The sequence below is a fragment of the Curtobacterium sp. B8 genome, assembly GCF_000333315.1.
Classification (GTDB): domain Bacteria; phylum Actinomycetota; class Actinomycetes; order Actinomycetales; family Microbacteriaceae; genus Curtobacterium; species Curtobacterium luteum.
The window spans coordinates 1-25,730 of record NZ_BACW01000027.1; the positions used below are offsets into that span (position 1 = coordinate 1).

At 70.2% G+C, this 25,730-nt stretch carries 28 protein-coding genes, 1 tRNA gene and 1 pseudogene; 11 read left to right on the forward strand and 19 right to left on the reverse strand.

Annotation, left to right across the window (positions count from 1 at the left end):
- Positions 1-188: 188 nt before the first annotated feature.
- The 11 genes and pseudogenes from I59_RS00665 to I59_RS00725 form a co-directional block, all read right to left on the reverse strand.
- A complete protein-coding gene (locus tag I59_RS00665) occupies positions 189-608 on the reverse strand; it encodes a BLUF domain-containing protein (RefSeq protein ID WP_022902223.1) in 420 nt (139 codons plus the stop codon).
- Between the two features lie 161 nt (positions 609-769).
- Entirely contained in the window at positions 770-3,616 is a 2,847-nt protein-coding gene (locus tag I59_RS00670; protein WP_022902224.1) for an aminotransferase, read from the reverse strand.
- Positions 3,617-4,468: 852 nt separating this feature from the next.
- Positions 4,469-5,008: a hypothetical protein gene (locus tag I59_RS00680; RefSeq protein ID WP_022902226.1), complete on the reverse strand. Its 540-nt coding sequence runs from the start codon at positions 5,006-5,008 to the stop codon at positions 4,469-4,471.
- Positions 5,009-5,103: 95 nt separating this feature from the next.
- The gene (locus tag I59_RS00685) at positions 5,104-5,544 is read right to left on the reverse strand and encodes a hypothetical protein (RefSeq protein WP_148286033.1); all 441 of its coding nucleotides are present in this window, start codon (positions 5,542-5,544) and stop codon (positions 5,104-5,106) included.
- A 35-nt stretch (positions 5,545-5,579) separates the two neighbouring features.
- Complete coding sequence (locus I59_RS00690) at positions 5,580-5,807, reverse strand: hypothetical protein (RefSeq protein WP_022902228.1); 228 nt, start codon at positions 5,805-5,807, stop codon at positions 5,580-5,582.
- Between the two features lie 48 nt (positions 5,808-5,855).
- A protein-coding gene (locus I59_RS00695) for an IS3 family transposase (protein WP_148286034.1) occupies positions 5,856-7,006 on the reverse strand; the annotation gives its coding sequence in 2 pieces (ribosomal slippage) (positions 5,856-6,739 and positions 6,739-7,006; 1,152 coding nt in all).
- A gap of 279 nt (positions 7,007-7,285) precedes the next feature.
- Positions 7,286-7,531, reverse strand: a complete 246-nt coding sequence (locus I59_RS00705) for a hypothetical protein (RefSeq protein ID WP_022902230.1) — start codon at positions 7,529-7,531, stop codon at positions 7,286-7,288.
- An 89-nt stretch (positions 7,532-7,620) separates the two neighbouring features.
- A complete protein-coding gene (locus I59_RS21745) occupies positions 7,621-7,845 on the reverse strand; it encodes a hypothetical protein (protein WP_148286035.1) in 225 nt (74 codons plus the stop codon).
- Positions 7,846-7,980: 135 nt separating this feature from the next.
- A complete protein-coding gene (locus I59_RS21160; RefSeq protein ID WP_083881889.1) occupies positions 7,981-8,262 on the reverse strand; it encodes a barstar family protein in 282 nt (93 codons plus the stop codon).
- Positions 8,263-8,600: 338 nt separating this feature from the next.
- A pseudogene (locus I59_RS21165) lies at positions 8,601-8,858 on the reverse strand (recombinase family protein); the annotation flags it as partial.
- A 219-nt stretch (positions 8,859-9,077) separates the two neighbouring features.
- Entirely contained in the window at positions 9,078-9,659 is a 582-nt protein-coding gene (locus tag I59_RS00725; protein WP_042726335.1) for a TetR/AcrR family transcriptional regulator, read from the reverse strand.
- 99 nt (positions 9,660-9,758) lie between these two features.
- Between I59_RS00725 and I59_RS00730 the strand changes: the two genes are divergently transcribed.
- From I59_RS00730 to I59_RS00745, 5 genes are all read left to right on the forward strand, one after another.
- Positions 9,759-10,673, forward strand: a complete 915-nt coding sequence (locus tag I59_RS00730; RefSeq protein WP_031272309.1) for an SDR family NAD(P)-dependent oxidoreductase — start codon at positions 9,759-9,761, stop codon at positions 10,671-10,673.
- Positions 10,673-11,422: an SDR family NAD(P)-dependent oxidoreductase gene (locus I59_RS00735; protein ID WP_022902236.1), complete on the forward strand. Its 750-nt coding sequence runs from the start codon at positions 10,673-10,675 to the stop codon at positions 11,420-11,422. The genes I59_RS00730 and I59_RS00735 overlap by 1 nt, the downstream gene beginning before the upstream one ends.
- 81 nt (positions 11,423-11,503) lie before the next feature.
- Positions 11,504-12,313, forward strand: a complete 810-nt coding sequence (locus I59_RS21170; protein ID WP_083881890.1) for an SDR family oxidoreductase — start codon at positions 11,504-11,506, stop codon at positions 12,311-12,313.
- Between the two features lie 345 nt (positions 12,314-12,658).
- A complete protein-coding gene (locus tag I59_RS21175; protein WP_083881891.1) occupies positions 12,659-13,669 on the forward strand; it encodes a transposase in 1,011 nt (336 codons plus the stop codon).
- Entirely contained in the window at positions 13,666-14,700 is a 1,035-nt protein-coding gene (locus I59_RS00745; RefSeq protein WP_022902238.1) for a hypothetical protein, read from the forward strand. Before I59_RS21175 ends, I59_RS00745 begins: the two co-directional genes overlap by 4 nt.
- 244 nt (positions 14,701-14,944) lie before the next feature.
- On the opposite strand, the gene I59_RS00750 is transcribed toward I59_RS00745, so the two are convergent.
- Positions 14,945-15,016: transfer RNA gene (locus I59_RS00750), tRNA-Gln, on the reverse strand.
- A gap of 94 nt (positions 15,017-15,110) precedes the next feature.
- Between I59_RS00750 and I59_RS00755 the strand changes: the two genes are divergently transcribed.
- From I59_RS00755 to I59_RS00765, 3 genes are all read left to right on the forward strand, one after another.
- Positions 15,111-15,605: a MarR family winged helix-turn-helix transcriptional regulator gene (locus I59_RS00755; RefSeq protein WP_022902239.1), complete on the forward strand. Its 495-nt coding sequence runs from the start codon at positions 15,111-15,113 to the stop codon at positions 15,603-15,605.
- Between the two features lie 48 nt (positions 15,606-15,653).
- Entirely contained in the window at positions 15,654-16,085 is a 432-nt protein-coding gene (locus I59_RS00760; protein WP_022902240.1) for a VOC family protein, read from the forward strand.
- Between the two features lie 216 nt (positions 16,086-16,301).
- Complete coding sequence (locus I59_RS00765) at positions 16,302-16,733, forward strand: hypothetical protein (protein WP_022902241.1); 432 nt, start codon at positions 16,302-16,304, stop codon at positions 16,731-16,733.
- A gap of 32 nt (positions 16,734-16,765) precedes the next feature.
- Here the strand turns inward: I59_RS00765 and I59_RS00770 are convergent, their stop codons facing one another.
- The 7 genes from I59_RS00770 to glp form a co-directional block, all read right to left on the reverse strand.
- Positions 16,766-18,724: an ABC-F family ATP-binding cassette domain-containing protein gene (locus tag I59_RS00770; protein ID WP_022902242.1), complete on the reverse strand. Its 1,959-nt coding sequence runs from the start codon at positions 18,722-18,724 to the stop codon at positions 16,766-16,768.
- Between the two features lie 211 nt (positions 18,725-18,935).
- Complete coding sequence (locus I59_RS21750; protein WP_049976494.1) at positions 18,936-19,334, reverse strand: PLD nuclease N-terminal domain-containing protein; 399 nt, start codon at positions 19,332-19,334, stop codon at positions 18,936-18,938.
- A 113-nt stretch (positions 19,335-19,447) separates the two neighbouring features.
- On the reverse strand, positions 19,448-20,029 hold the full coding sequence (locus tag I59_RS21755) for a hypothetical protein (protein WP_022902244.1): 582 nt from the start codon (positions 20,027-20,029) through the stop codon (positions 19,448-19,450).
- Positions 20,030-20,063: 34 nt separating this feature from the next.
- Positions 20,064-20,504 carry a molybdenum cofactor biosynthesis protein MoaE gene (locus I59_RS00785; RefSeq protein WP_031272310.1) on the reverse strand — a complete coding sequence of 147 codons (441 nt, stop codon included), beginning with the start codon at positions 20,502-20,504 and terminating at the stop codon, positions 20,064-20,066.
- Positions 20,501-21,013 carry a molybdenum cofactor biosynthesis protein B gene (locus tag I59_RS00790; RefSeq protein WP_031272311.1) on the reverse strand — a complete coding sequence of 171 codons (513 nt, stop codon included), beginning with the start codon at positions 21,011-21,013 and terminating at the stop codon, positions 20,501-20,503. The genes I59_RS00785 and I59_RS00790 overlap by 4 nt, the downstream gene beginning before the upstream one ends.
- Positions 21,010-21,483, reverse strand: a complete 474-nt coding sequence (gene moaC / locus I59_RS00795; RefSeq protein WP_022902245.1) for a cyclic pyranopterin monophosphate synthase MoaC — start codon at positions 21,481-21,483, stop codon at positions 21,010-21,012. Before moaC ends, I59_RS00790 begins: the two co-directional genes overlap by 4 nt.
- Positions 21,484-22,698, reverse strand: coding sequence for a gephyrin-like molybdotransferase Glp (gene glp / locus I59_RS00800; RefSeq protein ID WP_022902246.1), 1,215 nt, complete (start codon positions 22,696-22,698; stop codon positions 21,484-21,486).
- 158 nt (positions 22,699-22,856) lie between these two features.
- Here glp and I59_RS00805 point away from each other — a divergent pair, with 158 nt between their 5' ends.
- The 3 genes from I59_RS00805 to I59_RS00815 form a co-directional block, all read left to right on the forward strand.
- On the forward strand, positions 22,857-23,684 hold the full coding sequence (locus tag I59_RS00805) for an MTAP family purine nucleoside phosphorylase (protein ID WP_229728035.1): 828 nt from the start codon (positions 22,857-22,859) through the stop codon (positions 23,682-23,684).
- Positions 23,681-24,748: an NAD(P)-dependent oxidoreductase gene (locus I59_RS00810; RefSeq protein WP_031272314.1), complete on the forward strand. Its 1,068-nt coding sequence runs from the start codon at positions 23,681-23,683 to the stop codon at positions 24,746-24,748. Before I59_RS00805 ends, I59_RS00810 begins: the two co-directional genes overlap by 4 nt.
- A gap of 454 nt (positions 24,749-25,202) precedes the next feature.
- The coding region (locus I59_RS00815; RefSeq protein WP_022902248.1) for a glycosyltransferase family 2 protein at positions 25,203-25,730 on the forward strand (528 nt) is incomplete at its 3' end.

Genomic DNA, 25,730 nt, shown 5'->3' on the forward strand with positions numbered 1-25,730 from the left:
GGTGCCGGTGCGCGGTGTGACGGTGCGAGTCGTCCGGGGTCCGGGCCATCGCCCTCGACGGTCGCGTGCGCCGGTGACGGCGCGGGGCCTCCGCCGTCGGCGACCGGGGCGTGCCGGCCCGTCGGCTGCGTCCGGGGCGCGGCGGCCCGTCGGTGGCGTCCGGAGCGCGCCGGCCCGTCGGCGACCCGTCAGCGGCCGTTCGGCCGGAACCAGCGGATGAGCTCCCGGACGGCAGCGGCGGATGGCGCCTCGGTCCCGGGTGCCGCGTCGAGGTCGTCGAACGTCGACCGGTAGCCCGGGACGTCCACGAGGTCAGCGTCCGCGGCCGGGAAGCCCATCGTCCACTCCGGGAACTGCCGCTCCTCGACGTGGTCCTCGAGGATCACCCGCACCTTCGTGTGCCGGTCGTCGTGCTTGATGCGGTCGAGCTTCGCCCGCACAGCAGCGTCCGGCCCTTCCAGCAGTTGCAGGAAGTAGCCGTTCCGGAACAGCAGCACGCCGGTCACGTCCTCGCGCTCGTTCGATCGGCGACTCTGGTCGAGCAGGCTCGCGAGGTCGTCGTCGCCGAGCGGTCGTGTCGCGACGCTCGAGTAGATCAGGGACAGCATCGGGTTCCTCTCCGGGGCGGGCCGCCAGTCAACTCCCCCGGACCCACGAGTGTCCTGCGCGTCCGAGCGTGCTCCGGGCGGGCCCGCGCCCGTCGCTTGGATCGCGTGCGACGCGCCCGACGCGCCCGCCGCGCCCGCCGCGCCCGCCGCGCCCGCGCCGACTACCAGCCCGTCGTCAGCACCCGGTCGAGCGCGTCGACGAACCGGTCCGCCGACTCCCGGGTCACCACCAGCGGCGGCTTGATCTTGAGGACGTTCTGGTGGTCCCCCGTCGGCTGCATCACGATGCCGAGCGTGAGCAACCGGTCGCAGATCGCCGCGGTCTCCTCGGTCGCCGGCTCGAGCGTCGTCCGGTCGCGGACGAACTCGAGCCCGAGGTAGAGCCCGGAGCCGTGCACGGTACCGACGAGGGCGTGCCGGTCGCCGAGCGCCCGGAGCCGGTCGGCCAGGTGCTCGCCGACGACGACCGCGTTCTGTTGCAGCCCCTCGGACTCGATGACGTCGAGCACCGCGGCACCGACCGCCGCCGACACCGGCGAACCGCCGGTCGACGAGAAGAAGTACCCCTGGGTGCGGTACCAGTCGGCGATCTCGCGGCGGGTCACGACGATGCCGATCGGTGTCCCGCCGCCCACCGACTTCGCGACCGCGACGACGTCCGGCACGACGCCCTGCTGCTCGAAGCCCCAGAACCAGTGCCCGAGCCGCCCGAACCCGACCTGCACCTCGTCCGCGATGGTCAGACCACCGACCTCGTGCACGGCGTCGTAGACCTCGCGCAGGTAGCCGTCCGGCAGCGCGATGCCGCCCGCGTTGCCGTACACCGGCTCGCAGATGAACCCGGCGATCCCGTGTCCCGCCGCGGCGAGCGCCCGGATCCGCTCAGCTGCTTCGGGCGCGTAGCGGATGGCGTCCGCTCCCCGGTGCACACCGCGGTACGCGTTCGCCGCGTCCACCGTGTGCACCCACGCGGGACGGGTCGCGAGCGCGTTCGGGTTGTCCGCGATGGATGTCGACACGGCATCGCTCGCGTACGTCCACCCGTGGTAGGCCTCGCGCATGGCGACGACGTCCGTCCGGCCGGTGGCGGCCATCGCGATCCGGAGGGCGAGGTCGGTCGCTTCGGACCCGGAGTTGACGAAGAACACCGTGTCGAGCTCGTCCGGGAGCAGGCCAGCCACCCGCTCGGCGTACTCGACGATGCCGGCGTAGTGGAACCGCGAGTTCGTGTTGAGCAGGCGGTGCTGGCGCGCGGCGGCCGCGGCGACGTGCGGGTGCGCGTGCCCGACGCTCGCGACGTTGTTGACGAGGTCCGTGTACACGCGGCCGTCGACGTCGACCAGCAGGTCGCGCCAGCCGCGCTCGATCCGGGGCGGCTCAGCGTAGTAGTGCTCCTGGACCTCCGCGAGGACACGGTCGCGGCGGGCGAGGAGGTCGTCGGGAGCGGGCGGGGCCTGCTGCGGCGCGCCGAGCGCGACGGCCGGGTCGCCGAGGAGCGTCCGCCACCCCGGTGCGGCGACGGCGGGTACCGACCTCGGCAGGTCGGCGTCGCCGCGCTCCGCCGCGACGACCCGGACGTGGACCGGCACCCCGGCAGGCAGCACCAGCCCGTCATCGACCCGGTCGGCAGGGTCGAACTGGAGGACCGCCCCACCCTGGTCGCACCGCTCGCGTGCGATCGTGGTCGGCTCCGCCAGCCACAGGGTCGCCCCCGTCGGGACGCTCGCCGGCGCCTCCTCGGCACCGATCGCGGCACTCGTCAGCACCGGCGTCCACGCGGGCAGGACCACCGCGGGCGCGCCGGCGTCGAGGAGCCGTCGCACCTCCGTCGCGAGCGCGTCGGGCGCGGTCCACCGCCCGTCGTCGTGGACCGGGCTCGTCGTGCCGCCGTCGAGCAGCACCGGTTCGACGTCGAGGATCTGGCGGGTCCAGGTCGGACCCGTCGCCGACGGGAACCCGAGGGCACGACGGAGCACCCCGGTGACCACCGCGGACGGCACCGACACGGCCTGGCGGAAGACGCGGTACTCCCGGTCGAGGGCGCCGGACGCGTACGCATTGTCGTCGTCCAGCCGGACCTGCTGTCGTCCGCTCAGCACGAGGACCGCGCCGCGGAGGACCACGAGGGGCCACAGCGCGTCGACCTCGTCCGAGGACAGCGGTCGGAGCGCGTGGAAGGCCCGGACCGCCGGGAGGACCGACCAGACCGTCGCCCCGTCGTGGTGCAGCACGCTCGACAGGGTCACGGCGAGCTCGCCGACGGCCCACGAGTCGGCGACGTCGCCGAAGTCGATGACTGCGTCCGGGAGGGTCACCGGACCGTCAGGTCGCAGGACGTTGTCGTCCGTGACGTCGAAGTGCCCGAGTTGCCGAGGGAGCCGGTCACCGAGCGCCCCGACCACCGTCGCCGCGCTGTCCACCGCGGCGAGGACCTCGTCGACCACGGCCCGGTCCGGCTCGGTCTCCGCGATCGTCCGCGCGACCCGCACCGCGTGCCGGAGGTCCCACTGCAACGTGCGGTGCGCTGCCGGGTGCTCGAGCCCCGCCAACGCGAGCTGGACGCGAGCGGCCAGGGCGCCGAGGCGCGCGACGACGGTCGGCCGGAGGTACCCGGACCCGGTGAGCGTGCTGCCGGACACGAACGAGATGACCCGTGCGTGCAGCCGCCCGGCGCTCGTGTCCCACCAACCGGACGCCAGGACGGTCGGCACGCGGACCTCCGGCTGCTCGGACGCGACCCGGGCCGCCGCGACGCCCTGCAGGTCGATCTCCGCCTCGGTGAAGCACGGGTTGCTGATCTTCAGGACGCCGTGCGGCTGGTCGGAGTCGGTCGTGCCGGTCGTGCCGGTCGTGCGCACCAGGAAGTTCTGGTCCTGCTGGCTCCCGAGCGACTCGAGCGTGGCGTCGATGCCGAACTCGGTCGCGAGCAGCTCGGTCGCCTCGGCGGTGGGCAGCACGGGCGACGGGAGTTCGGGCTGGGAGAAGTAGTCGAAGACGGCGCTGTGCACGAGGACTCCTGGGCGAGGGACGGCGGGCGTCCGACCGACGGGACAGTCCGAGCGTAGGGCCGATCAGCAGCCGCATGGGACGCTCGATCGTCCCGGGCATGGAGCGCCGCCGAGCGGACCGCGCCCGGGCTCGACAGGGGTCCGGTCCGGCTCTACCCGTGCCGGAGCGTGCGGTGCCCGAGCGGCCCGTCGAGTGGGACCGCGCCATACATCGCGTACCCGATCGCTGCGCACGGCTCCGTCTGTCGGCGTCCCCACGCTGTCACCGTCACGGCCGTCGATGTCTCGCGCAGGCTGACCCCGACTGGTGTGACGCAGTCGGTGTTCTGCACCGCCAGCACCGGCAGGCCCTTCTGTCGATGCCCGGTGTCGGTCCAACGGAGCTGACGCAGCCCCTCCGTTGTCGCGACCGTCGGGATGCGAGAGGACTGCACGGGCGCGGCTGTCGGACCCTGTTCCCGACGATGGTCCACCGCCCGTGGAGCGCAGCCGGTAAGGGCGACGGCGAGGAGCACAGCGAAGGACACGGTGCGCAGGACGCGTTGTCGTCGTCTCGCCCTGGACGTGCTCGGATCGTACGCCGAGCGTGCAGTTTGAAGCCGCGGGGCGAGACCCGCACTCTCGGATCTACGACCCCGCGACCCCACCGTTCTACACACAGCCATATCGCCTCACCCCGCGCCGACACCGGACACGACCTACGACACAACGTGCTCAGCTGAAACGCTCGGGTCTTGTGCTCACCGGCGTCCGTTCGAGGCAGCCCGGTGAGAATCAAATCGGACGGGCTATCTGCGACGCGCCAACCTGCGAGCGAGCGACAGCGAGTCCCGCTGTTCGTTGGACGACCGGCTATCGGGACACGTCGAGGAGCTCGAAGTGCTGCGCGATGCGGCGAGCTACTGACAGCGCATCTAACCTGTCCGTGGCGATCGCGACTTCATCCAAGTCAGCTGCGGTGAGACGCTGGGTGAGGTCCTCCCAGCGGTCAACGTGCCAGCGTAGCTCGGTCTGTCGGGAGGAGTCGTAGCGTGCCCGCAGGCGTGCCTCGGCAGTTGATCGCTGCGCGGTCAGGCGGACAGATCGAAGCGGCAGCGCGACGGCTTCTGAGTATCGATGCTTGTCGGCTTCATTGGCGATCACGCCGCTCATGATGAGTTGGCGCGGTCCGGCGGTCTTGTAGTTCACCCACACGGCAGCGATGTTCCTCGCCTCGATGACCTGGTTCTGCGGGTCGAAGGCGGCAACTGGAGAGGACCGATGAAACCAGTCGACGTCGATCAGACTGAAAGGGCGCCCCTCGGCTGCGAGCAGGTTGCCGATGTGATCGAGAACGGTTGTCTTGCCAGCGCCGTAGGAGCCGTTAATGAAGATCGCAAACGAGGCTTCCATCCGCGGACTCTACGGGTATGCCGTTGAAGCCGTCCCAGAGGGTCGAGTAGTACCCCGGATGAGGATCGTCTACCGGAACGACTCAGGACGCTCAGTCAGACGGCGCCGCAGCCGTGCCATCCCCGGGGTCCGGCCGCAGCGGTGAGGCGTGCGTGTTCTTCGGTGTCGGTCTGATGCCATCCGTAGTTCGCGACGACGACGTAGCTCTCGCCGCCGCGATCTTCACGGAGGCGTCCCGGTCCTAAGCCGTCGGTGAACACCTCTTCGTCGATCCAGGTGAGGAGTTGACCGACCCAGTCGGTAGCATCCTCTGGTCGGGCGTAGACCCAGTACTGAGGCGCCCCGGAGGCGGGCATCCTGATGAGCAGACGAGCGGACTCGCCGTCGCGCTGTGTGATGCGCACGTCGAGCACGTGTCCGTCTCGTACGCGGACGTCCGTGAGTCGGTAGTCCAGCCGACTGCTCTTCCGAGGGTCGAGCAGACGCCATGCTGTTTCCCGGCGCAGAACCTCAACAATGGCATCGTCACTCAGCATGACCGGATCCTCCCACGCGGCCGGTGGCCGATCGGCTACCGGCCTGTCGAATGCTGCTTGCCCTCGGGCAGAAGATGCCCGATGGCTCGTAGGACGTCGCCCAGCCAAACGAGTTCCCAGTTCAACGTCCGATCGGCGGCCGGCGCCGTCGTCAGGTTGTCCCACGACTCGGTCAGCTGACCGATCGTGGCTTCGGGTGGATCGCTCGACACGTCGTAGAGGCCCGGAGCGGGCAACGAGTAGAAGTAGTCCTCACGCAGCACGACCGACTCCCCGTTCGGGACTGCTGCAGGTTCGGTTGACTCGTTGATTTAGGCCGCGAGTGCGACCTGTGGGTTGATGATTGCTTCGTACTCGATGGGCGTCAACTTCCCGAGCCCGCGTTGCCGACGTTTCCGGTGGTAGGTGCCCTCGATCCAGTGCACGATCGCGAGGCGCAGCTGCTCCCGCGACGCCCACCGGCGCCGGTTGAGGACGTTCTTCTGCAGGAGCGCGAAGAAGGACTCCATCGCCGCGTTGTCCGCGCACGCGCCGACCCTGCCCATCGACCCCAGGAGCCCGGCGTCAGAGAGCGCCCGAACGAACCGTTTGGAACGAAATTGACTGCCCCTGTCCGAGTGGACGACCGTGCCGGACGGGTTCCGGCGCGAGATCGCCATTTGCAGCGCCGCAACCGCGAGGGAGGACCGCATCCGGGCGTCGATCGAGTAGCCGACGATGCGGCGGGAGCAGGCGTCCTTGACGGCGCAGAGATATAGCTTGCCCTCGGCCGTGTTGTGCTCGGTGATGTCGGTCAACCACAGCCGGTCCAGGTCCGGGGCGGTGAATGCCCGCCGGACCCGGTCATCGTGCACCGGCGGGCCCGCTTTCCGAGTCAGTCCCCGTTTCTTGGCATGCAATGACCAGAGCCGCTGCTGCGAGCACAACCGCCACACGGGTCGCTCCGAGACTCGGTGGCCGGCGGCGGCGAGGTCGTCGGCGATGAACCGGTACCCGAACGTCGGGTCGTCACGGTGCGCATCGACGGCGGCGTTGGTCAGGTGCGCGTTCTCCCAATCACGACGACTCACCGGGTCCTTTCGCCAGGCGTAGTACGCCTGCTTCGAGAAGCCCAGCACCCGGCAGGTCACCGCGACCGGGATCCGGTCGGCGGCGAGTTCACGGACCAGCGGGTACATCATTTTGGGAGGTGCGCTTGGGAGAGATACGCGGCGGCACGGCGGAGGATCTCGTTCTCCTGCTCTAGCAGCCGGTTCCGTTTCCGAAGCTCTCGCAGCTCGACGTTCTCGGTCGTCGTGGTCCCAGACCGAACCCCGTCGTCGATGTCGGCTCGACGCAGCCAGTTCGTCACGGTCCCCTCGGAGATCCCGAAGTCCTTCGCGACCTGCGTCAACGGGATCTCACCCCGTCGCGCGACCGCGATCACGTCGCGTCGGAACTCCTCCGGATAAGGCTTGGCCATGATCGACATCCTTCCAGCGAGGACCACGTCCCCACAGGTCAGGAGTCAACCGAACCGACAGCAGTCCCTTCGCACGTTCGATGTGCTGAAGGATCCGATCGAACACGAGACGGAGATCAGTCACCGGAATCTGAAGACCGTTCCACTCAGGCATCCCACGAACATGGCGCAGAGGGGCTGTCTCGTCAACCGATCGTCTATCGGACACGCAAGGGGGTTTGTCCCGAGCTGTCCGCCATTGCCGCACGGAGGCAATCTGGGTGCAGTGCGAGCTCTGCTTCACCGGAAACGACGGAGACGAACCGTCGCCTGAATCGCGAAGCCGCACATCGCCAGCCCCAGCACCACGAACAACAGGTTCCACGCCCACGCGGGTAAGACCAGCCTGCGACCTGACGAGAGCGCGGCTAGCTCCGCACGACTTTGCATCGCCCATCGAGCGACACCGAAGATCAGCGCGGCCGAACCGCCGACATAAAAGCTTGCGATCGCCCAGACCTTCGGCTTCTCAGGAGTCGCGGACACAACACGCACCTTAGTCGCCGGCGAGGGCCGACCCTTTGGCTCAACCGCGCTGCTCACCGGACTTCCGCGCGGACCCAGAAGCCGATCGGCTAGCGGTCGTCGGTGTCGTCTGACGCATCTCTGCGCCGGTGAACAGCTTGGAGAATCGCTCTCCAGCTGGCGAGATACACCACGAGGCCGATTGCTATGGCGATGGGTTGAGGGATGCCCGCGAGCACGAGTAGCACGGCCGCGAGGACGTCTGCCACGAGAGCCCCGAGTAGAAGCAGGGTTTGGAAGTTGCGCAGCCGCCGTTCGGCTCTGGTTGCTCGCATGTCGCGAACCTAACGAAAGTGTCCGCGCGGCGCTCATCTTCGGGACAGGATCGTGAGGAGTCGGTTCCCGAAGAGCGCTGGGCAGCGTCCCTGCCTCCCCAGGATGTGCCGTACGTGGTCGGCGATCCGTGGGAGTCATTGAGCGAACCGGGCGAAGCCAGAGAGGATCAGGACGAGGCCGGTCTCGGTCGCGTCCCACCCGTATTCCGCCTCGGCTACGTCTGACATGCAGTCGTTGAGCGCGGCCAGGTTCTTCCCAAAGTGGCTGGCGAAATGGACGGCCGTCACGAAGGCGACTTCCGCAAAGACCGGATAGCCCCCGCGAGGTGTTCGGCTTATTCGCGGATGCCAGTGATGGCGCGGGTCGCGGATCCCAGTGCTGACGGGCGTTCCACGGGTATCGGGATTCTGTTCCACGGCACCGCGACGTCAGCCGTTGTCGGCTGCCTTTCGAACGCGGAGCTGCGCCAGTCCGGCTCCGATTCCCGCGACCGCGCCGGCAGGGAGGCCAGTCGCTACCAGCCCGGCTGCGGCCGCGATGCTGGTCATGAGCACTCTGAGGTTCCCGCGTGGCTTGCGCGGTGAGTGTGCGCGAACCGCGCTTTCGAACCACGACGTTGGCACTTCGCCGATGTGCCAGTTCGCGATGCGGCTGCTCGCCTCGAGGGCGACCCTGAAAACCTGGTTCTGTGTGGACGCGGCGTTCATCAGGTTCACCTGAGTGGCAAGCCACGTGGCGATCGCCCTGTCGTGTTTCCCCGCTCCCCCAGCGCCTGGAGCTGGCCGATGAGGTGCCGGCTCGAGCGGCCCAGGCGATCAAGACGCCAGACGACGAGCGTGTCGCCTGGGCGGAGCTGGTCGAGGAGCTTTGTCAGCTCGGGGCGATGCTCGAGCGGGCCTGACATCGTGTCGACCCACACTCGATAGCAGCCCGCTGCGTTCAACGCGTCAAGCTGCAGCGACGCATCTTGATCGGTCGTCGACACTCGCGCGCACCCGAGGAGCTCTCCCATGCTCGAGCACGTAACGGAACTCGCCGCGCACAGCTGGTAACGACTCATGGATACCGGCACTGAGTATCGCTACACGACTCGCCGCTCCAAGCAACTTCCTCGATCCGAGGCCAGCCCTTGTGCCACAAACGGTCGTTTCTGTGTCAGACCAAGACAGACCCTCCTCGGCAGAGTGGGCCGGCTCACAGGTACCGGTGGTGCGGGTCCTTGCGGACAGACCTACCAGTCAGTGAGCACGCGGAGGGCCTGCTGAGCGCGGAGCGGGAGATCATCGTCTTCTGCGGCGGTCCATGCCTCAAGCACCACGGTGAGGATGCTGATGATTGCAGCTGCCCGGGCTTGGGCTTCGAACACGGTGATGGCTGGGAAGTGCTGCCGCACAATGCCAACCAGATCTTCCTGAGCGGCGCGGCCAGCTGCCAACCACGACACACGAAGCGCTGGTGTTCCGAGGATCAGCCGCAGTTCGCTGCGACGGACCGGGCTGTCCGACACCTCCACGAGCCCTGCCACCACCGCTTCCAGGAGCGGCAGGTCCTGATGCTTTCCGATTGCCGCCGCCAGTTCCTCCGGACCCGCGCTCAAACCCACGGAGAGCGCTTCATCCTTGCCCGAGCAGTGTCGATAGAACGTGCGCATCGAGATCCCCGCTGCCGTCGCGATCTGCTCAACGGTGACGTTCTCAAACCCGTACCGCTCGAACAGCGACGCCGCTGCCTCCGCGATCTCGGCCTGCGTCGCCGTCCGGCGGCGCACCCGAAGTGGAGCGATCTGCCGGATCTCGTCGTCGGCCCCTTGCATGTCCACGCTCCAAGTATCCCGCGATCGCCACTGGCACTCGTCCGCTAAGTGGCAGACTGTGCCATGTGCTCGGAGCGACCGAGTCTCAAAGGAGAGAACATGTCTGCAGTGTCGTTCACTGGCCGCGTGGCGGTCGTGACAGGAGCTGGCGGAGGGCTGGGTCGGGCGCATGCCCTCGAGCTCGCGAGCCGCGGAGCAAAGGTGGTAATCAACGACCTCGGCGGTGACATCAGCGGTGAGAACGGCGGGACCGCGATGGCCGATCAGGTCGCCGACGAGATCCGCGCTGGCGGCGGCGAGGCGGTGTCGAACTACGACTCCGTCGCCACGCCCGAGGGCGGTCAGGCAATCATCCAGACCGCTCTCGACGCGTTCGGCAAGATCGACATCCTCGTCAACAACGCCGGCAACATCCGCAACGCCGCCTTCACCGATCTGACTCCGGCAGCGATCGACGCCCTGCTGGCTGTGCACGTCAACGGAGCGTTCTACGTCACTCAGCCTGCCTTCGCGAACATGCGCGAGAACGGCTACGGACGCATCGTGTTCACCTCCTCGGCGGCTGGGCTGTTCGGGTCGATCCAACAGGCCAACTACGCAGCCGCAAAGGGTGGAGTGTTCGGTCTCGCGAACGTGGTCGCGCTCGAAGGGGCACCGCACGGCATCCTCGCGAACACGATCCTCCCCGCGGCGGTCAGCCGGATGGGAGCGGACATGAACGCGGACCAGTTCGTCGGCATGCCGACCACCCCGGCGCACGCCGAACCCGAAATGATCAGCGCCCTGGTCGCATACCTGGCCAGCGAATCGAACACCCGCTCGCACGAGCTCTACTCGATCGCACGCGGCCGGTACGCACGTGTCTTCATGGGTGTCACGCCGGGCTGGCACGTCACCGCCGACGAACCGGTCGCCACACCTGACGACGTCGCTGCGCACATCGACCAGATACGAGATCTGGACGGGTACGCAATCCCCGGGTCAATGAACGAAGAGTTTGCGTTGGTCCGCTGATGACTTTCAAGGACAAGGTCGTCGCCGTCACCGGCGGCGCATCCGGCATCGGAGAAGCAACCGCGAAGCTGCTCGCCGAACGCGGCGCCAAAGTCGTCATCGGTGATGTTGTCGACACCGCCGGCGCCCGAGTGGTCGAGGAGATCACCGCAGCCGGTGGCACCGCGTCGTTCATCCGCATCGACGTATCACGTGCCGAGGACACAGTCGCCCTCGTCGCCCACGCCGTGAACACGTTCGGCGCGCTGCACTACGCCGCGAACATCGCTGGGATCGGCCACCCGGCTGCACGCATCCACGATCTCGACGAGGCATGGTGGGACCGCATCCACAACATCGACCTCAAGGGCATGTGGTTGTCGATGAAAGCCGAGATCAGCTACTTCCTTGAACACGGCGGCGGCTCGATCGTGAACATGGCATCCGGCGCCGGCCTCCGCGCCACGATCGGTCAGCCCGCCTACGCCGTAGCGAAGGCAGGCGTCATCTCCCTCACCGGGCAAGCCGCACTCGAGTACGCGCGGGACAGCATCCGCGTCAACGCTGTCGCCCCCGGTCTGATCGACACCCCCGCAGTGGCAGCCCTCGACGAGGGAACCCGAGCCATGTACGCGGAGCAGATGCCCATGGGTCGCATGGGATCCCCACGAGAGGTCGCCGCCACCGTCGCATGGCTGCTCTCCGACGACGCAGGATTCGTCACTGGCATCACCCACAGCGTCGACGGCGGCTTCATGCAGAAGAGCTGACCGCTTCATCACCCGACACCACACCCGCTCCGACGGCTGCGCCCCGCAACAGGACACGGGGCGCAGCCAGGAAGAAGCATCATGACTGCCACACCCTCCGAACCTCAGCACACTGCCCGTACCTACGTCGTCACCGGAGCAGCCTCAGGCATCGGCGCAGCCACCGCCGCTCTCCTTCGCACGCGCGGGCACCGCGTCATCGGCATCGACATCCGAAACGCGGACATCATTGCCGACCTCAGCACGGCCGACGGCCGGGACACCCTCGCCGGCGCGGTCGACCAAGCCAGCGGCGGCCGCATCGACGCGGTCATCGCGGTTGCTGGCGTCGCAGCTCCCGCACCGGTCACGATCACGGTGAACTACTTCGGCGCTGTCGCCACGCTCGAACGCCTCCGACCACTGCTGGTGCACTCCGACGCTCCACGCGCAGCGATCGTGTCGTCGTTCTCCACACTGCAAACCACCGATGACGACGTCGTCGAAGCGTGCCTGCAGGGAGACGAAGCAGCAGCAGTCAGTGCCGCCGAGACGGCTGTTGCCCGCGATGGAGGCCAGACGCTGTACGCCTCATCGAAACGGGCCATCTCACGGTGGGTGCGACGAGCAGCCATCAGTCCCGAGTGGGCCGAAGCAGGTGTCCCCCTCAACGCGGTCGGCCCCGGCATCGTGATCAGTCCGATGACTCAGCCGATGCTCGATAACCCCGAACAGCGCGACGCCCTCCTGCAGGTGGTGCCGATGCCGCTTCACGGCCCATCAGAACCAGCAGCACCAGCTGAACTACTCACCTGGCTGACCAGCCCTGCAAACACCCATGTCACAGGACAAGTCATCTTCGTCGACGGCGGAGCCGACGCATCGCTGCGTACCGGCGACATATTCGCCTGACCGGCGACGCTCACGCGACCGCACTGCATACCGCCAGGTCGCACTGTGCCTCGGTAGACGATCGGCTATCTCTAATGGTTCTTGGTCGGCCTGGGGTCGGCTGACAGGCTGGCACCGGTCCCGGCTCGTGGTGTGACTCTTCGGCTATCTGCCTGTCGTCATGACGTGGCATTGTCTCGACTCGTCCGCTGCGGGTGGCGGGGCTGGTGCCGGCCCGTCCGCTGCGATGGCTTGATAGAAGGTCGTCGAACCAGCCACCTGGTTGTGACTCGTTAGAGATCCGCCCCGCAACGACTCTCCCGGGCCGGGCGCCAACACGGTTCCCGTCTTGGAAGGAGTCCCGCAATGCCCATCGTCGCAGACGAGTACACGCATGTCATCGGCGTCGACACGCACGCCAAAACGCACACCTACGTCATCCTCGACACCCGCACTGGCGGCGTCGTCGACACCGCGTCGTTCCCGACGAGTCCGACTGGTCTCGCCCGCGCATTGGCTTGGATCGATCGTCGGACAGCCGCTGGACGGCTCGCGGCTGTCGAGGGGACCAGCTCCTACGGAGCATCCCTGACCGAAGCGCTGCAGCAGGCCGACATTCCCGTGGTCGAAGCGCGACCACCACGACGAGCCGACCGCGGAGCTCGCGGGAAGTCCGACCCAATCGATGCCGAAGCCGCGGCTCGTGCCGTGCTGCGCACCGACACGGCGCTGCTCTCCTGGCCGAGGACCGGCAAGATCCGGTCGGCGTTGCGCGTGTTGCTGGCGGCGCGGAGATCGATGGACGGTCAACGCACCGCGAGCCGGAACGCGCTCACCGCGCTGCTGCGCACGATCAATCTCGGTATCGACGTTCGGCACCCGCTGAAGGACACGCAGATCGCCTCGATCGCAGCGTGGCGGCACCGTCCCAGTGACGACATCGATGAGGTCACCGCGCGAGCCGAAGCGGTCCGCCTTGCTCGCGACGTCATTGACCTGACCGGCAAGCTCAACGCAAACCACCATGCACTCGAGCGATACGTCTCCGCTCTCGCGCCTACGGTGCTCGACATTGCTGGCGTCGGGCCGGTCTCAGCGGCTGTGTTCCTCACCGCGTACTCGCATGTCGGCCGAGTCCGCAGCGAGGCCGCGTTCGCGTCCCTCGGCGGCGCGGGCGATTCAAGGGCGCGATTGCCATCGATGCCACATTCGCGGAAGTCTCGGGCAAGCAGAAGAGTGCCAAGAACATCAAGCCGGGCGATAAGGTCTCCACGAACTACGACTGCGGTTGGTACGGCCGGCAGGGCAGCCACGACCCCGACCAGGACGGCGGCGATAAGTACGCGTTCGGATGGGAGCTCGAGTACGCGGTCATGACCCGCGACCCGAACGAGACTGAGGCGAGCTATCCCCTGCTCTTTCTCTCGACCAGCGGTCACAAGCCTGGCGCGCTCACGGGTCACGGCTTGTTCCTCTACCAGTCTGCCGTTGAATGCGGTCACGCCATCAAGACCGTTGTCGGCGACCGCGCCTACTTCCCTGGAGCGAAGCCCGAGGACTTGCAGCGCCCTCTCGCGCAAGCAGGCGTCAAGGTCGTCATGGACTACAAAAACGAGGAAGAGGAGCTCGGTCAGCAAGCGTTCTATGCAAGCGCCGATGGCCGGCACAACCTGGTCATGGTCACGGGTAGCTGGCACCTGTGGTTCATGCCAGCCGCCCTCATTGACGCCGAGAAGACATACCTCGACTACCTCAAGACCATCACGAGCAAGCCCGAGGCCGAGCGCTCCAAACTTCGAGACGAAGCCCACGCGCTTCTCCGTCAGCGCCGCAAGGAGCGCTCCCGCTACCGGCTCATCCCCCGTAGCGGTTACGACGCCACCGGCGCGCGCCAGTACTCCTACCCGGAATTCACCGACCCGAAGGTCTACGACGCAGAGTCCGACACCTGGATCGACGTTGTCATCCCGGGCAAGACCGTGAAAGTCCCTGGGGTTCTCAGCGACAAGAACGGCGTCAAGAACCAGAACCACCTCAAGTACGGTCAGGAGTACGAGTACAAGTCCGACGTGTGGCGCGCCTGGTTCGGCAAGCGCAACAACGTCGAGAACGGTAATTCGTGTCTCAAGGACGCGGACCGCGAGGCGCTCGGAGTTCCGATGAAGCGACGCATGCGTGGCCCCTGGATTGTCGAGATGGCCGGCGCCATGGCAGCAGCGAGCGCCAACATCTCCCGCATCATCGACTGGCTCAAGGCCCGCCTCGCTCTCCGGGGGATGAACCGCATGAACCGCTCGAGCGCCGCGCTCTTCGAGCCCGGCCTCGAGAGCCTCACGGTCGAAGAGCACGATCGTCGCAACCCGTTCAACCGACTTGCAGAGATAGAGCAACTCAGACTCATCGCATAGCGCACTGCTCGCTCCGAACTGAAAATCGACCCTCCTGACGGCCGCCCCGGCCGCGGTACCCCCTGCCCGTTTTTCGGGCAGGGGGTACTGTCGTTGGCGCAGAGCACCTTCGGCCTAGGGGTGCAGTCGCGTTCGACGTCTCGCAGTTCGTCCCTGGGGCTCCCAATCCGGTTTCCGCGTCACCAAGCTCCCCCAGCCGCGAAAAGTCACAACCCGAACGCCGAAAACTCGGATCACCCCCCCGCTCCGCCTCCAGGATTCGAACCCGGACCTAACGGCACCAAAGGCCGTCGTGCTGCCGTTACACCAAGGCGGAACACGCCCGACGGAGTGGAGCCCGCCCGGCGCCCGACCATCCTCCCATGTCGCGGCCGGTGGCCGTGCGCTGCCGGTTCGGCCAAGATGGGGGGATGCCGCAGGAGGACGAGGTCGATCGCATCGTCGCGGCGTGGGGTCGTGAGCGCGACGACCTCGACTTCGCCCCGCTCGAGGTGTTCTCGCGGGTCGACCGGCTGGCGCGGCACCTCGACCGGGCACGGCGGGCGGCGTTCGACGCGAGCGGCGTGGAGCCGTGGGAGTTCGACGTCCTGTCGGCGCTGCGGCGCGCGGGCGAGCCGTACGAGTTGAGCCCGAAGACGCTCCTGCAGCAGACGCTCGTGTCCAGCGGCACGATGACGAACCGGGTCGACCGGCTCGCGGCGCGCGGGCTCGTCAGCCGACGCACGGACCCGAAGGACGGCCGCGGGATCCTGGTCGCCCTCACCGGCGCAGGACGGACCGCGGTGGACACGGCGATCGCCGACCTGCTCGATGCCGAGCGCACGATCCTCGACGAGGTGTCCGGCACGGAGCAGGCGCAGCTCTCCGGGCTGTTGCGGCGACTCATCCTCGGCCTCGGCGACTGACCGCGAACGAGACCGAGACCGAGACCGAGACCGACTACCCTCCGGGCCATGCACGCGATCACCCTGGCCGTGGCCGACGTCGAGCGATCGGCCGAGTTCTACCGCGCCCTGCTCGACGTCGAGGGCAGCGGCATCATCGGCACCGAGTACCCGCGTTCAGCCGACCAGGCCGGCGGCACCACGGCGATGTTCACGCTCGACGACGGACTCATCGTCAGCGTCTACGCCCGCGAGGACATGGCGCTCGACTCGGGTGTCGACCTCCCGCACGGGCCGACGTCGACGATCGGACACTTCGTGGACTCGCGGGCCGAGGCTGACGCGTTCCTCGAGCGGGCGCGCAGCGCGGGGGCGACCATGCTCGCATCGCCGTACACGCGGCCGTGGGGCATGTACTCCGGCTTCTTCCAGGACCCCGACGGACACCTCTGGGAGATCGTCGCGAACCCGGGCGGTGGCGATCCGGCGTCCGTCGGCTGACGTCCGGCCGCGAACAGGGGGCGCGCCCGGCGGCTGCCGTGCCCTACGGTGGTGGCATGGACACGGGGCGGGCGGTTCTGGGCGTGAGCGCGGCGGGGGCACTCGTGCTCGCCGTCGGACTGGGGATCGTGATCGCGCCGGGACACGCGCTCGCGACGGACCCCGACGAAGGTGCGGCCTGCGGCTCCACCCGGGCGGCACGACGACCGGGGCGCCATGGTCATGGTGGAGTTCGACAACGCGTCCGACCGGGGCGTCCGCGTGGTCGACGTCCGAGTGGACGATGTCGAGGGGGCGGACGTGACACCGCTCGCCGTCGCGCTCGACCCTGGGGACACGGGTTCCGGACTGTGGGTCACCGACGACCCCGTCGCTCCGAGCGAGTACGGGCGGACCGTTCCGCTGCGTGACGGCGTCACCGTCCCGGCTCACGGCAAGCTCGACGTCGTCGGGCGCATGGTCGTGCGCCCTGGCGCGAGCGCCGGCCACGTCCGGGGCTTCACCGCGACCTCCAGTGGGCCCCTGTGGACGACGCACACGGTGACGCTCGACCGGTCGTTCAACGTCGGCATCGGCGGCGAGCAGCACGGTGCAGCGATCGGATGCGGTCCTGACTTCGGCGACGACGACCCCGACGACGCCGCCTGAGCCGGCCCGCCGAGGATCGGCGCCACCGCGCCCTACACCCCGAGCTGCTCCGCGACCTCGAGCCACCGCTCCTCGAGCTGCTCGACCTCGGCCTCGAGCCCGGCCAGGCGCGCCTGCAGCGCCCCGAGGCCCGCGTAGTCCGACTGGTCGTGCGCCGCGAACGCGTCGAGGACCTCCTGCCGGTCGGCCCCGATGCGGGCGATCCGGCGGTCGAGCGCCGACATCTCCTTCTCCGCCGCCCGACGCTCCGCACCCGAGAGCACCGCAACACCGGCGCCGGCCGCCGGAGCGGCGCCCGCACCGGCCGCGCCACCAGCGCCATCGGCGCCACCAGCGCCGGCCGCGCCACCAGCGCCACCGGCCGCCGGCCGCCCCGAGCCGCCCACCGTCCCCGACCCAGCCACGCTGCCTGCCGAGCCGGTTCCGCCCGCCGTGTCGGGCCTCCCGGCAGCTGCGGCGGCAGCCGCCGACGCGGTCGCGGGGACGGAACCCGACGCGCGGAGGCGCATGTACTCGTCGACGCCTCCGGGCAGGTGACGGAGGTGCCCACCGAGCACCGCGTACTGCTGGTCGGTGACGCGCTCGAGCAGGTACCGGTCGTGCGACACGACGAGGAGCGTGCCCGGCCAGGTGTCGAGGAGGTCCTCCATCGCGGCGAGCATGTCGGTGTCGAGGTCGTTCGTCGGCTCGTCGAGGATGAGGACGTTCGGCTCGTCGAGCAGGATGAGCATGAGCTGCAGGCGACGCTTCTGCCCACCGCTCAGGTCCTTGACCGGGGTGGAGAGCTGCGCGGACGTGAAGCCGAGGCGTTCGAGGAGCTGCGACGGCGTCATCTCCTTGCCGTCCGCCACGTACGAGGTCTTCTTGCGCGCGACGACCTCGCGCACGCGGTCGTCCGCGTACTGCTGGAGATCGGCGAGCTGCTGGTCGAGGACGGCGACCTGCACGGTCTTGCCGGTCTTCACCCGGCCGGTCGTCGGCTGGAGCGTGCCGGACACCAGGTTGAGGAGCGTCGACTTGCCCGCGCCGTTCGGCCCGAGGATGCCGGTCCGCTCCCCTGGCGCGATCCGCCACTCGACGTCGCGCAGGATCACGTCGTCACCGAAGGCCACCCCGGCGTCGAGCAGGTCGACGACGTCCTTCCCGAGCCGGGCGGTCGCCATCTGGGACAGCGCCACGGTGTCGCGGATCGGCGGGACGTCGTCGATGAGGGCGTTCGCCGCGTCGATGCGGAACTTCGGCTTGCTCGTGCGGGCCGGTGCACCGCGGCGGAGCCAGGCCAGCTCCTTGCGCGCGAGGTTCTGGCGGCGCTGCTCGGACGCCGCGGCCTGCCGGTCTCGCTCGACGCGCTGCAGGATGTACGCCGCGTAGCCGCCCTCGAAGGGCTCGACGATGCCGTCGTGCACCTCCCAGGTGTCCGTCGACACGGCGTCGAGGAACCACCGGTCGTGCGTCACGACGACGAGGCCGCCCTGGTTCGCGGACCAGCGGCGCTTGATGTGGTCGGCCAGCCACTGGATGCCCTCGACGTCGAGGTGGTTCGTCGGCTCGTCGAGGAACAGCACGTCCCAGTCGCCGACGAGGAGCTTCGCGAGGGCGATCCGGCGCCGCTGGCCTCCCGACAGGTCGTCGACGTTGGCTTCCCACGGGATGTCCGAGACGAGACCGCCGATGACGTCGCGGATCTTCGGGTCGCCGGCCCACTCGTGCTCCGCGCGGTCGCCGACGACGGTCGCGCCCACCGTCGCTCCGGCGGGCAGGACATCGCGCTGGTCGAGGTACCCGACGGTCAGGCCACGGCGGTGCGTGACGCGGCCGTCGTCCGGGTCGATGCGCTGCGACAGGAGGGCGAGGAGCGTGGACTTGCCGTCGCCGTTCCGGCCGACCACCCCGATGCGGTCCCCCTCGTCGATGCCGAGGGTGACGCTGTCGAAGACGACACGGGTGGGGAACTCGAGATGCACGTTCTCGGCGCCGAGGAGATGAGCCACCCGTCAAGGGTACGGGGGCGCACGGGGCGCTCCGGTCGGTCGGGTCCGCGAGGCTGCGGTCGACGGTCGGTCGGGTCCGCGGTCGACGGCTCCTCGGTCGACGGTCGACGTGGAACGACCGGACCGATGTCGTGCGACAGCGGTCCGGTCGTTCCGCATCGGCGAAGCGGGGTGGGGTGGGGTCGCTGCGCGGCCGGCCTGGAGGCGCGGCTCAGCTCGACGGGGTCGGGTCGCCTTCCCCGGCGGCTTCCTTCGCGCGCTTCAGGCGCGCCTGGGCCTCCCAGTACTCGATCTCGCGTTCGAGGTCGGCGAGCTCCTGCTCGGTCCCGGTGACGCGCTTGTCCCCGTGCGCCGAACGGGCCTCGCCGAGCGTGGCGTAGCGGTCCTCGTGCCGGACGGGGTCCAGGTAGCGGCCGTGGTTGCGCTCCCCCGGTGCCCAGTCGTGCCCGACGGCGAACCAGACGATGGGACCGACGACGGGCACGAAGATGCAGAGGAGGACCCACGCGATCTTCGGGAGGCCCCGGACCTCGGAGTCGGTCTTCGTCAGGATGTCGATCAGGGCGAAGACGAGCAGGAGTGTCCCCGCCCCGTACAGCAGCACGCTCATGGTGCCGAATTCTATGGAGCGGCCGAGAGCCCGGCTACGCCCCGAACGCGTGCCGCGGTTGCGATCGGGCAACGGTCTCCTGCGACGGCGTACAGGGTGCCGGTCCGGTCCCGTCAGGACGGTCCGAGATCGAGGTAGCGCTGCGCGACGGCAGCAGACCAGATCGCTGCCGCTGCCGCGACGACCGCCACCACGATCCAGGCGAGCCAGAGCACCCACACGGCACTGCCGGCCACCACGGCGGCCGCAGCGACGAGCGAGTACACCGACCAGACCCCGAGGACCGGGCGGCGGACGCGCTGGGTCGCGACGGCTCGGACGACGTCGAGCCGGCCCTCGGGCGCGCGCTCGCGGAGGCGGACCACCCGGCGGAGCGCCGCTCGCTCGGCCGGCAGCAGGACCTCGTCGACCCGGAGCATCGCCGCAGGGGATCGACGACCCCGGATCGCCGCCACGATCACGGCGACGAGCAGCAGCGCGGCACCGGCGGCACCCGTCCAGGCGACGACGTCGCGACCCGTGGAACCGGCCGGGAACGCGAACCCGACGACGAGGACGATCGCGGCGGGCAGCACGAGGAGCGCCGACGCCCGCACGACCGGGAACCGGCGGGGCGGGGGCAGCGCGAGCACGTCCTGCGCCCGCGCGTCCGCCACGGCCCAGCGCTGCTCGGCCCGGTGCACGGTGTCGGTCATGCCGTCGATCCTGGCACAGCGGCATGAGGATCCGTCAGAGCGCAGCCACCCACTCGTCGGTGCCGTCGCGGAAGCGCTGGTGCTTCCAGATCGGCGTCCGCTCCTTCACGAGGTCGATGAGGGCTGCACACGCGGCGAAGGCCTGGGCCCGGTGCGGTGACGCCACGGCGGCTGCGAGTGCGACGTCCCCGACGACGAGGGCGCCGACGCGGTGCAGCACGGCGATGCGGACGTCCGGATGCTCGGCCGCGATGGTCTCGGCGACGTCGCGCAGGACGGCTGCTGCGGTGGGGTGACCCTCGTAGTCGAGCGCCGTGACGCCCTTGCCGCCGTCGTGGTCGCGGACGACCCCGGCGAAGGTGACGACCGCCCCGTCGCGCTCCGAGCTCACCGCGACGGAGGTCTCCTCGACCGTGACGTCGCGGTCGACGACGTCGGCGAGGAGGACCCGGCCGGATCCCTCCACCGCGGTCACGAGGCGCTCCGAGGTGCGTGGCCGGCACCGTGCAGCTGTGCGAGCACGTGGTCGAGCAGCCCGTCGAGGACGTCGAGGCCGTCCGCGACGCCCCCGCGCGAGCCGGGCAGCGTGACGACGACGGTGCCGCCGGCTGCGATCCCGGCGACGCCACGGCTCAGCAGCGCGGTGGGTCCGGCACCGGCGAGACCGCGTCGGCGGATCTCCTCGACGATGCCGGGGAGCTCGAGGTCGAGCAGGGGCGCCACTGCCTCGGGCGTCCGGTCGGTCGGCGTGACGCCGGTGCCGCCCGTGGTGATGACCACCCGGGCTCCGGCGAGCACCTCGCCCGTGACGGTCTCGGCGATCGGGCCGCCGTCCGGGACGATGATCGGCTCGGCGACGGTGAACGCCCGCTCCCGGAGCCAGGACGCGATCACCGGGCCGGTGCGGTCGAGTGCCGGGTCGGCCGCGGCCTGGGTCGAGACGACGAGCACCCCCGCACGGCCCTTGGTGGGTTCGGAGGTCATCGTTCCGCCTTCCAGTCGCCCGAGCGTCCGCCATGCTTCTCGAGCACCCGGACGTCGGTGATCACAGCCGCCCGGTCGACGGCCTTCACCATGTCGTAGACCGTGAGCGCGCCGACGCTCGCGCCGGTCAGGGCCTCCATCTCGACGCCCGTGCGCGAGGTCGTGCGCACGGAGACCTCGACCACGACGCGGTCGTCGGCGCCGGTGATGTCCACCTCGATGCCGGCGATCGGCAGGGGGTGGCACAGCGGCACCAGGTCGGAGGTCTTCTTCACCGCCATGATCGCGGCGATGCGGGCCGTGCCGATGACCTCGCCCTTCGGCAGGGAGCCGTCGAGGATGCGCGCGACGACGTCGGGGCGGGTGACGAGGGTCGCCGTGGCGGTCGCGGAACGGTCGGTGACGTCCTTGGCGGAGACGTCGACCATGTGCGCTGATCCGTCGGCGCGGACGTGGGAGAGGTCGGTCATCTACAGGCTCCAGACGGTCAGGGGGTCCCCCGGTTCGACGACGGCGGTGCCGACCGGGACGTGGACGAGGTGCGTTGCGGCGGCGTGGTGCACGAGGAGGTGCGAACCCGGGCCGCCGACGAGGTGCACGCGGCCGTCCTCGACCCGGCCGCGGCGGACCTGGTGCTTGCCGGCGGGCGACGTGGCGGCCTCGGCGGCGGGGAGCACCTGCGACGGGCGGTCGGCCGGCAGCCCGGCGAGCGGCGCGAGCACGGGCCGGAGGAACACCTCGAACGAGACGAGCGCCGACACCGGGTTGCCCGGGAAGGCGACGACGGGCACCTGGCGGTCGCCGAACGCCACCGTGCCGAGCGCCTGCGGACCCCCCGGTTGCATCGCGACCGGTGTGACGGCGAGCCCGAGCGGCTCGAGGGCCTGGCGAACTACCTCGTACGCCCCCGCACTGATGCCCCCGGTCGTGAGGACGAGGTCCGCCCAGTCCCCGACCGCCGCCGTGACGGCGTCGACGAAGGCGTCCGGGTCGTCCGGCACCACGACCGTGCGTGATTCGACCCCGACCTCGGCGAGCGCGGCGGTGAGCGCGATGCCGTTGGCGTCACCGATGCCGGCGCCGTCGGCGTCCACCCCCACGAGTTCGGAGCCCGTGCTGACGACGAGCGCCCGCGGCCGGCGGACGACGTCGACGCGGTCCACGCCGGCAGCCGCGAAGGCTCCGAGGAGCGCGGGGGTGACGAGTGCCCCGGCGTCCGCCAGCACGCCGCCGAGCGGGACGTCGGAGCCGACCGTCCGGACGAACGTGCCGGCCGTCAGGTCGGCGGGGACGGCGACCGTGGCGAGCGCCAGGGCCGCGGGGAACGTGCCCGGCTCGGTCCGTTCGACGGGGAAGACGGCGTCGGCACCGTCGGGGATCCGCGCACCGGTCATGATCGGCGCCGCCGTGCGGGGCACGAGCGGTTCCGGGACCGTCCCGGCGGGGATCGGGTCGGTGACCGCGACGTCGCTGCCGGCGTCCGCGGCACGGACGGCGAAGCCGTCCATCTGGCTGTTGTCGAAGGCGGGGAGCGGCACGGGTGCGACGATGCGCGTGGCGAGCCGACGACGTGCTCCGGCGCCGGCCCCGGCGGCGAGGTCGGCGGTGCCCCGGGCCTCCAGACAGGTGGGATCGGACGTGCCGGGCGTGAGCCGGGCGATCACCGGGGCGAGCAGGGCAGCCACCGCTCCGGCGTGTTGACCGATCGTTCGCACGGTGCCCTCCGAAGTCGTGCATGCAAGCCTGGACGTGCGCCCGACGGAACCGCCGTCGGGGCGCGTCAGTAGCGTATCCAGCGCGCACCCCGCGCCGAGGACCATTCGGAGGACCTGTGGAGAACGACGTGACCATCGGCGTGATCGGTGGATCTGGCCTGTACCGACTGTTCGAGGAGGGCAGCGCCGAGGAGCGCACCGTCCCGACGCCGTTCGGTGCGACGTCCAGCCCGATCAGCATCGGGACGATGTCCGGCCGCCGTGTCGCGTTCCTCACCCGCCACGGCCGGTCGCACTCCGTGGCGCCGCACCGCATCAACCACCGCGCCAACACCTGGGCGCTCCGCTCGCTCGGCGTCCGTGCGGTCGTGTCCTCGAGCGCCGTCGGCGGCCTGCACCCCGACTACGCACCCGGCACCTTCGTCGTGACGGACCAGCTCATCGACCGCACCTGGGGTCGTGCCGACACGTTCTTCGAGGACGACGTGCAGCACCTGTCGTTCGCGGACCCGTTCGACCCCGTGCTGCGTGCAGCCGCCGTCGACGCGGTGGCCGCGCTCGGCGTGCCGCACCGCCCGACCGGCACGTGCGTCGTGATCCAGGGCCCGCGCTTCTCGACACGCGCGGAGTCCGTGTGGATGCGCGAGGCCGGCGGACACACGATCAACATGACGATGACGCCGGAGGTGCCCCTGGCGGCCGAGCTCGGGATGGGCACGGTCAACCTGTCGTTCGTCACCGACGCCGACGCGGGCCTCGCGTCCGCGTCCGGTCCGGACGACGAGCCCGTGACGCACCAGGCCGTGATGGACCGGCTGGCGCGGGCGAACGAGGTCATCGTGCGCGCCATCGGGTCGATCGTCGGGTCGGTCCCGGAGGACTTCACGCCGCGCGAGCTCGTACCGGCCGGCGCGAGCGCCGCCGTCCTGTCGCTGCCGGTCGGCGGTGCCGCGTGAGCCGGCTGCTCGTCACCGGGGGCGCGGGGTTCATCGGCTCGGCGATCGTGCGCAGGGCCCTCGCCGAGGGGCACGAGGTCCGCGTGCTCGACTCGCTCCGTGCTGACGTGCACGGCGATGCAGCCGACGGGCGGACCCCGGTGCCGGACGGGGTCGCCTTCGTGCTCGGCGACGTCCGGGACGACGCGGTCCTCGACGCAGCACTCGACGGCGTCGACGTCGTCTGCCACCAGGCCGCGAAGGTCGGGCTCGGCGTCGACTTCCAGGACGCCCCCGACTACGTCTCCTCGAACGACACCGGAACAGCGCACGTCCTCGCCGCGATGGACCGCCACGGCATCGGCCGGCTGGTGGTCGCGAGCTCGATGGTGGTCTACGGCGAGGGCGCGTACGCGACGGCATCGGGCGAGCCGACCCGTCCGCCGGCACGTCGGCGCGAAGACCTCGACGCCGGGCGCTTCGACCCGATCGGCCCGGACGGCGAGCCGCTCGTGCCCGGCCTCATCGACGAGGACGCCGCGCTCGACCCCCGCAACGTGTACGCGCAGACGAAGGTCGCGCAGGAGCACCTGGCGTCCTCGTGGGCCCGGGCAACCGGGGGTCGGGCGATCGCGCTCCGCTACCACAACGTGTACGGACCGGGCATGCCCGCGAACACCCCCTACGCCGGTGTCGCGTCACTGTTCCGCTCGGCTCTCGCGCGCGGCGAGGCCCCTCGGGTGTTCGAGGACGGCCGACAGCGGCGGGACTTCGTGCACGTCGACGACGTCGCGGGAGCGAACGCGGCCTCGATCGCGGCGACGGCGGACCTGCCGGACGACTCCTTCCGGGCGTACAACGTCGGCTCGGGCACGGTGCACACCATCGGCGAGATGGCGGCGGCGATCGCGGGGCCGGACGGGCCGCAGCCGGTCGTGACGGGCGAGTACCGGCTCGGGGACGTCCGGCACGTGACCGCGTCGTCGGAGCGCATCGGGCGGGAGCTGGGCTGGCACGCCGAGGTCGACTTCGAACGGGGCATGCGCGAGTTCGCGACCGCGCCGCTGCGGGCCGCGGTGCGCTGACGGCGCGCGCCGAGTCTCGCCCGCCGCGCGTCGAGTCTCGCCCGCCGCGCCCCGAGTCTCGCCCGCCGCGCGCCGAGTCTCGCCCGCCGGGCCCCGAGTCTCGCCCGCCGGGCCCCGAGTCTCGCCCGCCGGGCCCCGAGTCTCGCCCGCCGGGCCCCGAGTCTCGCGCTGGCGGACACTTCTCGGGCCCCGGCGCGCGAGAAATGTCCGCCAGCGCGAGACTCGCCCCCGCCAGCGCGAGACCCGCCCCCGCCAGCGCGAGACTCGCCCCCGCCCACCCGCCGGCACCCCAGATCGGGGGACGCCAGAGTGGACAGCGGGGTACACCGCCACCCGCATCCGGTCAGGCCACCCGTGCAGCGTGGTCCCCATGTCGTCGACGTCAGCGAGTCCCTCGCACCACGAGCCGCACCGCGATCCCCGTCGATCCGGGCGTCCGCACCGAACAGACGGCATGAACGTCGATGTGATCCTGCCGTGCCTCGACGAGGCCGACGCACTCCCCCGCGTGATCGGCCGCCTGCCGCAGGGCTACCGCGCGATCGTGGTCGACAACGGTTCGACGGACGGCTCGGCCGACGTGGCCCGCGCGCACGGAGCACTCGTCGTCACGGAGCCCCGCCGCGGCTTCGGCTCGGCGTGCGCCGCCGGACTCGCCGCCGCCACGGCCGACTACGTCGCGTTCTGCGACGCCGACGCCTCGATGGACCCCGCCGAACTCCCCGGCCTCCTCGACCGGGTCGCGTCCGGTCGCACCGACCTCGCACTGGGGCGCCGGGTGCCGACCTCGCGCGGTGCGTGGGCACCGCACGCACGCTTCGCGAACCGCGTCCTCGCGGTCCTGATGCGCCGGGCGACGGGCTACCGGCTGCGCGACCTCGGTCCGATGCGGGTGATGCGCCGCGAGCAGCTCGTCGCGCTCGACCTGCAGGACCGCCGCAGCGGCTACCCGCTCGAGATGGTCCTCGCCGCGCACGCCGCC

Excerpts from the sequence above, each read along its gene's own strand:
- I59_RS00665 (WP_022902223.1), bottom strand. The coding sequence starts at position 608 with ATGCTGTCCCTGATCTACTCGAGCGTCGCGACACGACCGCTCGGCGAC.
- I59_RS00680 (WP_022902226.1), bottom strand. The coding sequence starts at position 5,008 with ATGGAAGCCTCGTTTGCGATCTTCATTAACGGCTCCTACGGCGCTGGC.
- I59_RS00685 (WP_148286033.1), bottom strand. The coding sequence starts at position 5,544 with ATGCTGAGTGACGATGCCATTGTTGAGGTTCTGCGCCGGGAAACAGCA.
- I59_RS21745 (WP_148286035.1), bottom strand. The coding sequence starts at position 7,845 with ATGCGAGCAACCAGAGCCGAACGGCGGCTGCGCAACTTCCAAACCCTG.
- I59_RS00725 (WP_042726335.1), bottom strand. The coding sequence starts at position 9,659 with ATGCAAGGGGCCGACGACGAGATCCGGCAGATCGCTCCACTTCGGGTG.
- I59_RS00730 (WP_031272309.1), top strand. The coding sequence starts at position 9,759 with ATGTCTGCAGTGTCGTTCACTGGCCGCGTGGCGGTCGTGACAGGAGCT.
- I59_RS00735 (WP_022902236.1), top strand. The coding sequence starts at position 10,673 with ATGACTTTCAAGGACAAGGTCGTCGCCGTCACCGGCGGCGCATCCGGC.
- I59_RS21170 (WP_083881890.1), top strand. The coding sequence starts at position 11,504 with ATGACTGCCACACCCTCCGAACCTCAGCACACTGCCCGTACCTACGTC.
- I59_RS21175 (WP_083881891.1), top strand. The coding sequence starts at position 12,659 with ATGCCCATCGTCGCAGACGAGTACACGCATGTCATCGGCGTCGACACG.
- I59_RS00745 (WP_022902238.1), top strand. The coding sequence starts at position 13,666 with ATGACCCGCGACCCGAACGAGACTGAGGCGAGCTATCCCCTGCTCTTT.
- I59_RS00755 (WP_022902239.1), top strand. The coding sequence starts at position 15,111 with ATGCCGCAGGAGGACGAGGTCGATCGCATCGTCGCGGCGTGGGGTCGT.
- I59_RS00760 (WP_022902240.1), top strand. The coding sequence starts at position 15,654 with ATGCACGCGATCACCCTGGCCGTGGCCGACGTCGAGCGATCGGCCGAG.
- I59_RS00765 (WP_022902241.1), top strand. The coding sequence starts at position 16,302 with ATGGTCATGGTGGAGTTCGACAACGCGTCCGACCGGGGCGTCCGCGTG.
- I59_RS21750 (WP_049976494.1), bottom strand. The coding sequence starts at position 19,334 with ATGAGCGTGCTGCTGTACGGGGCGGGGACACTCCTGCTCGTCTTCGCC.
- I59_RS21755 (WP_022902244.1), bottom strand. The coding sequence starts at position 20,029 with ATGACCGACACCGTGCACCGGGCCGAGCAGCGCTGGGCCGTGGCGGAC.
- I59_RS00790 (WP_031272311.1), bottom strand. The coding sequence starts at position 21,013 with ATGACCTCCGAACCCACCAAGGGCCGTGCGGGGGTGCTCGTCGTCTCG.
- moaC (WP_022902245.1), bottom strand. The coding sequence starts at position 21,483 with ATGACCGACCTCTCCCACGTCCGCGCCGACGGATCAGCGCACATGGTC.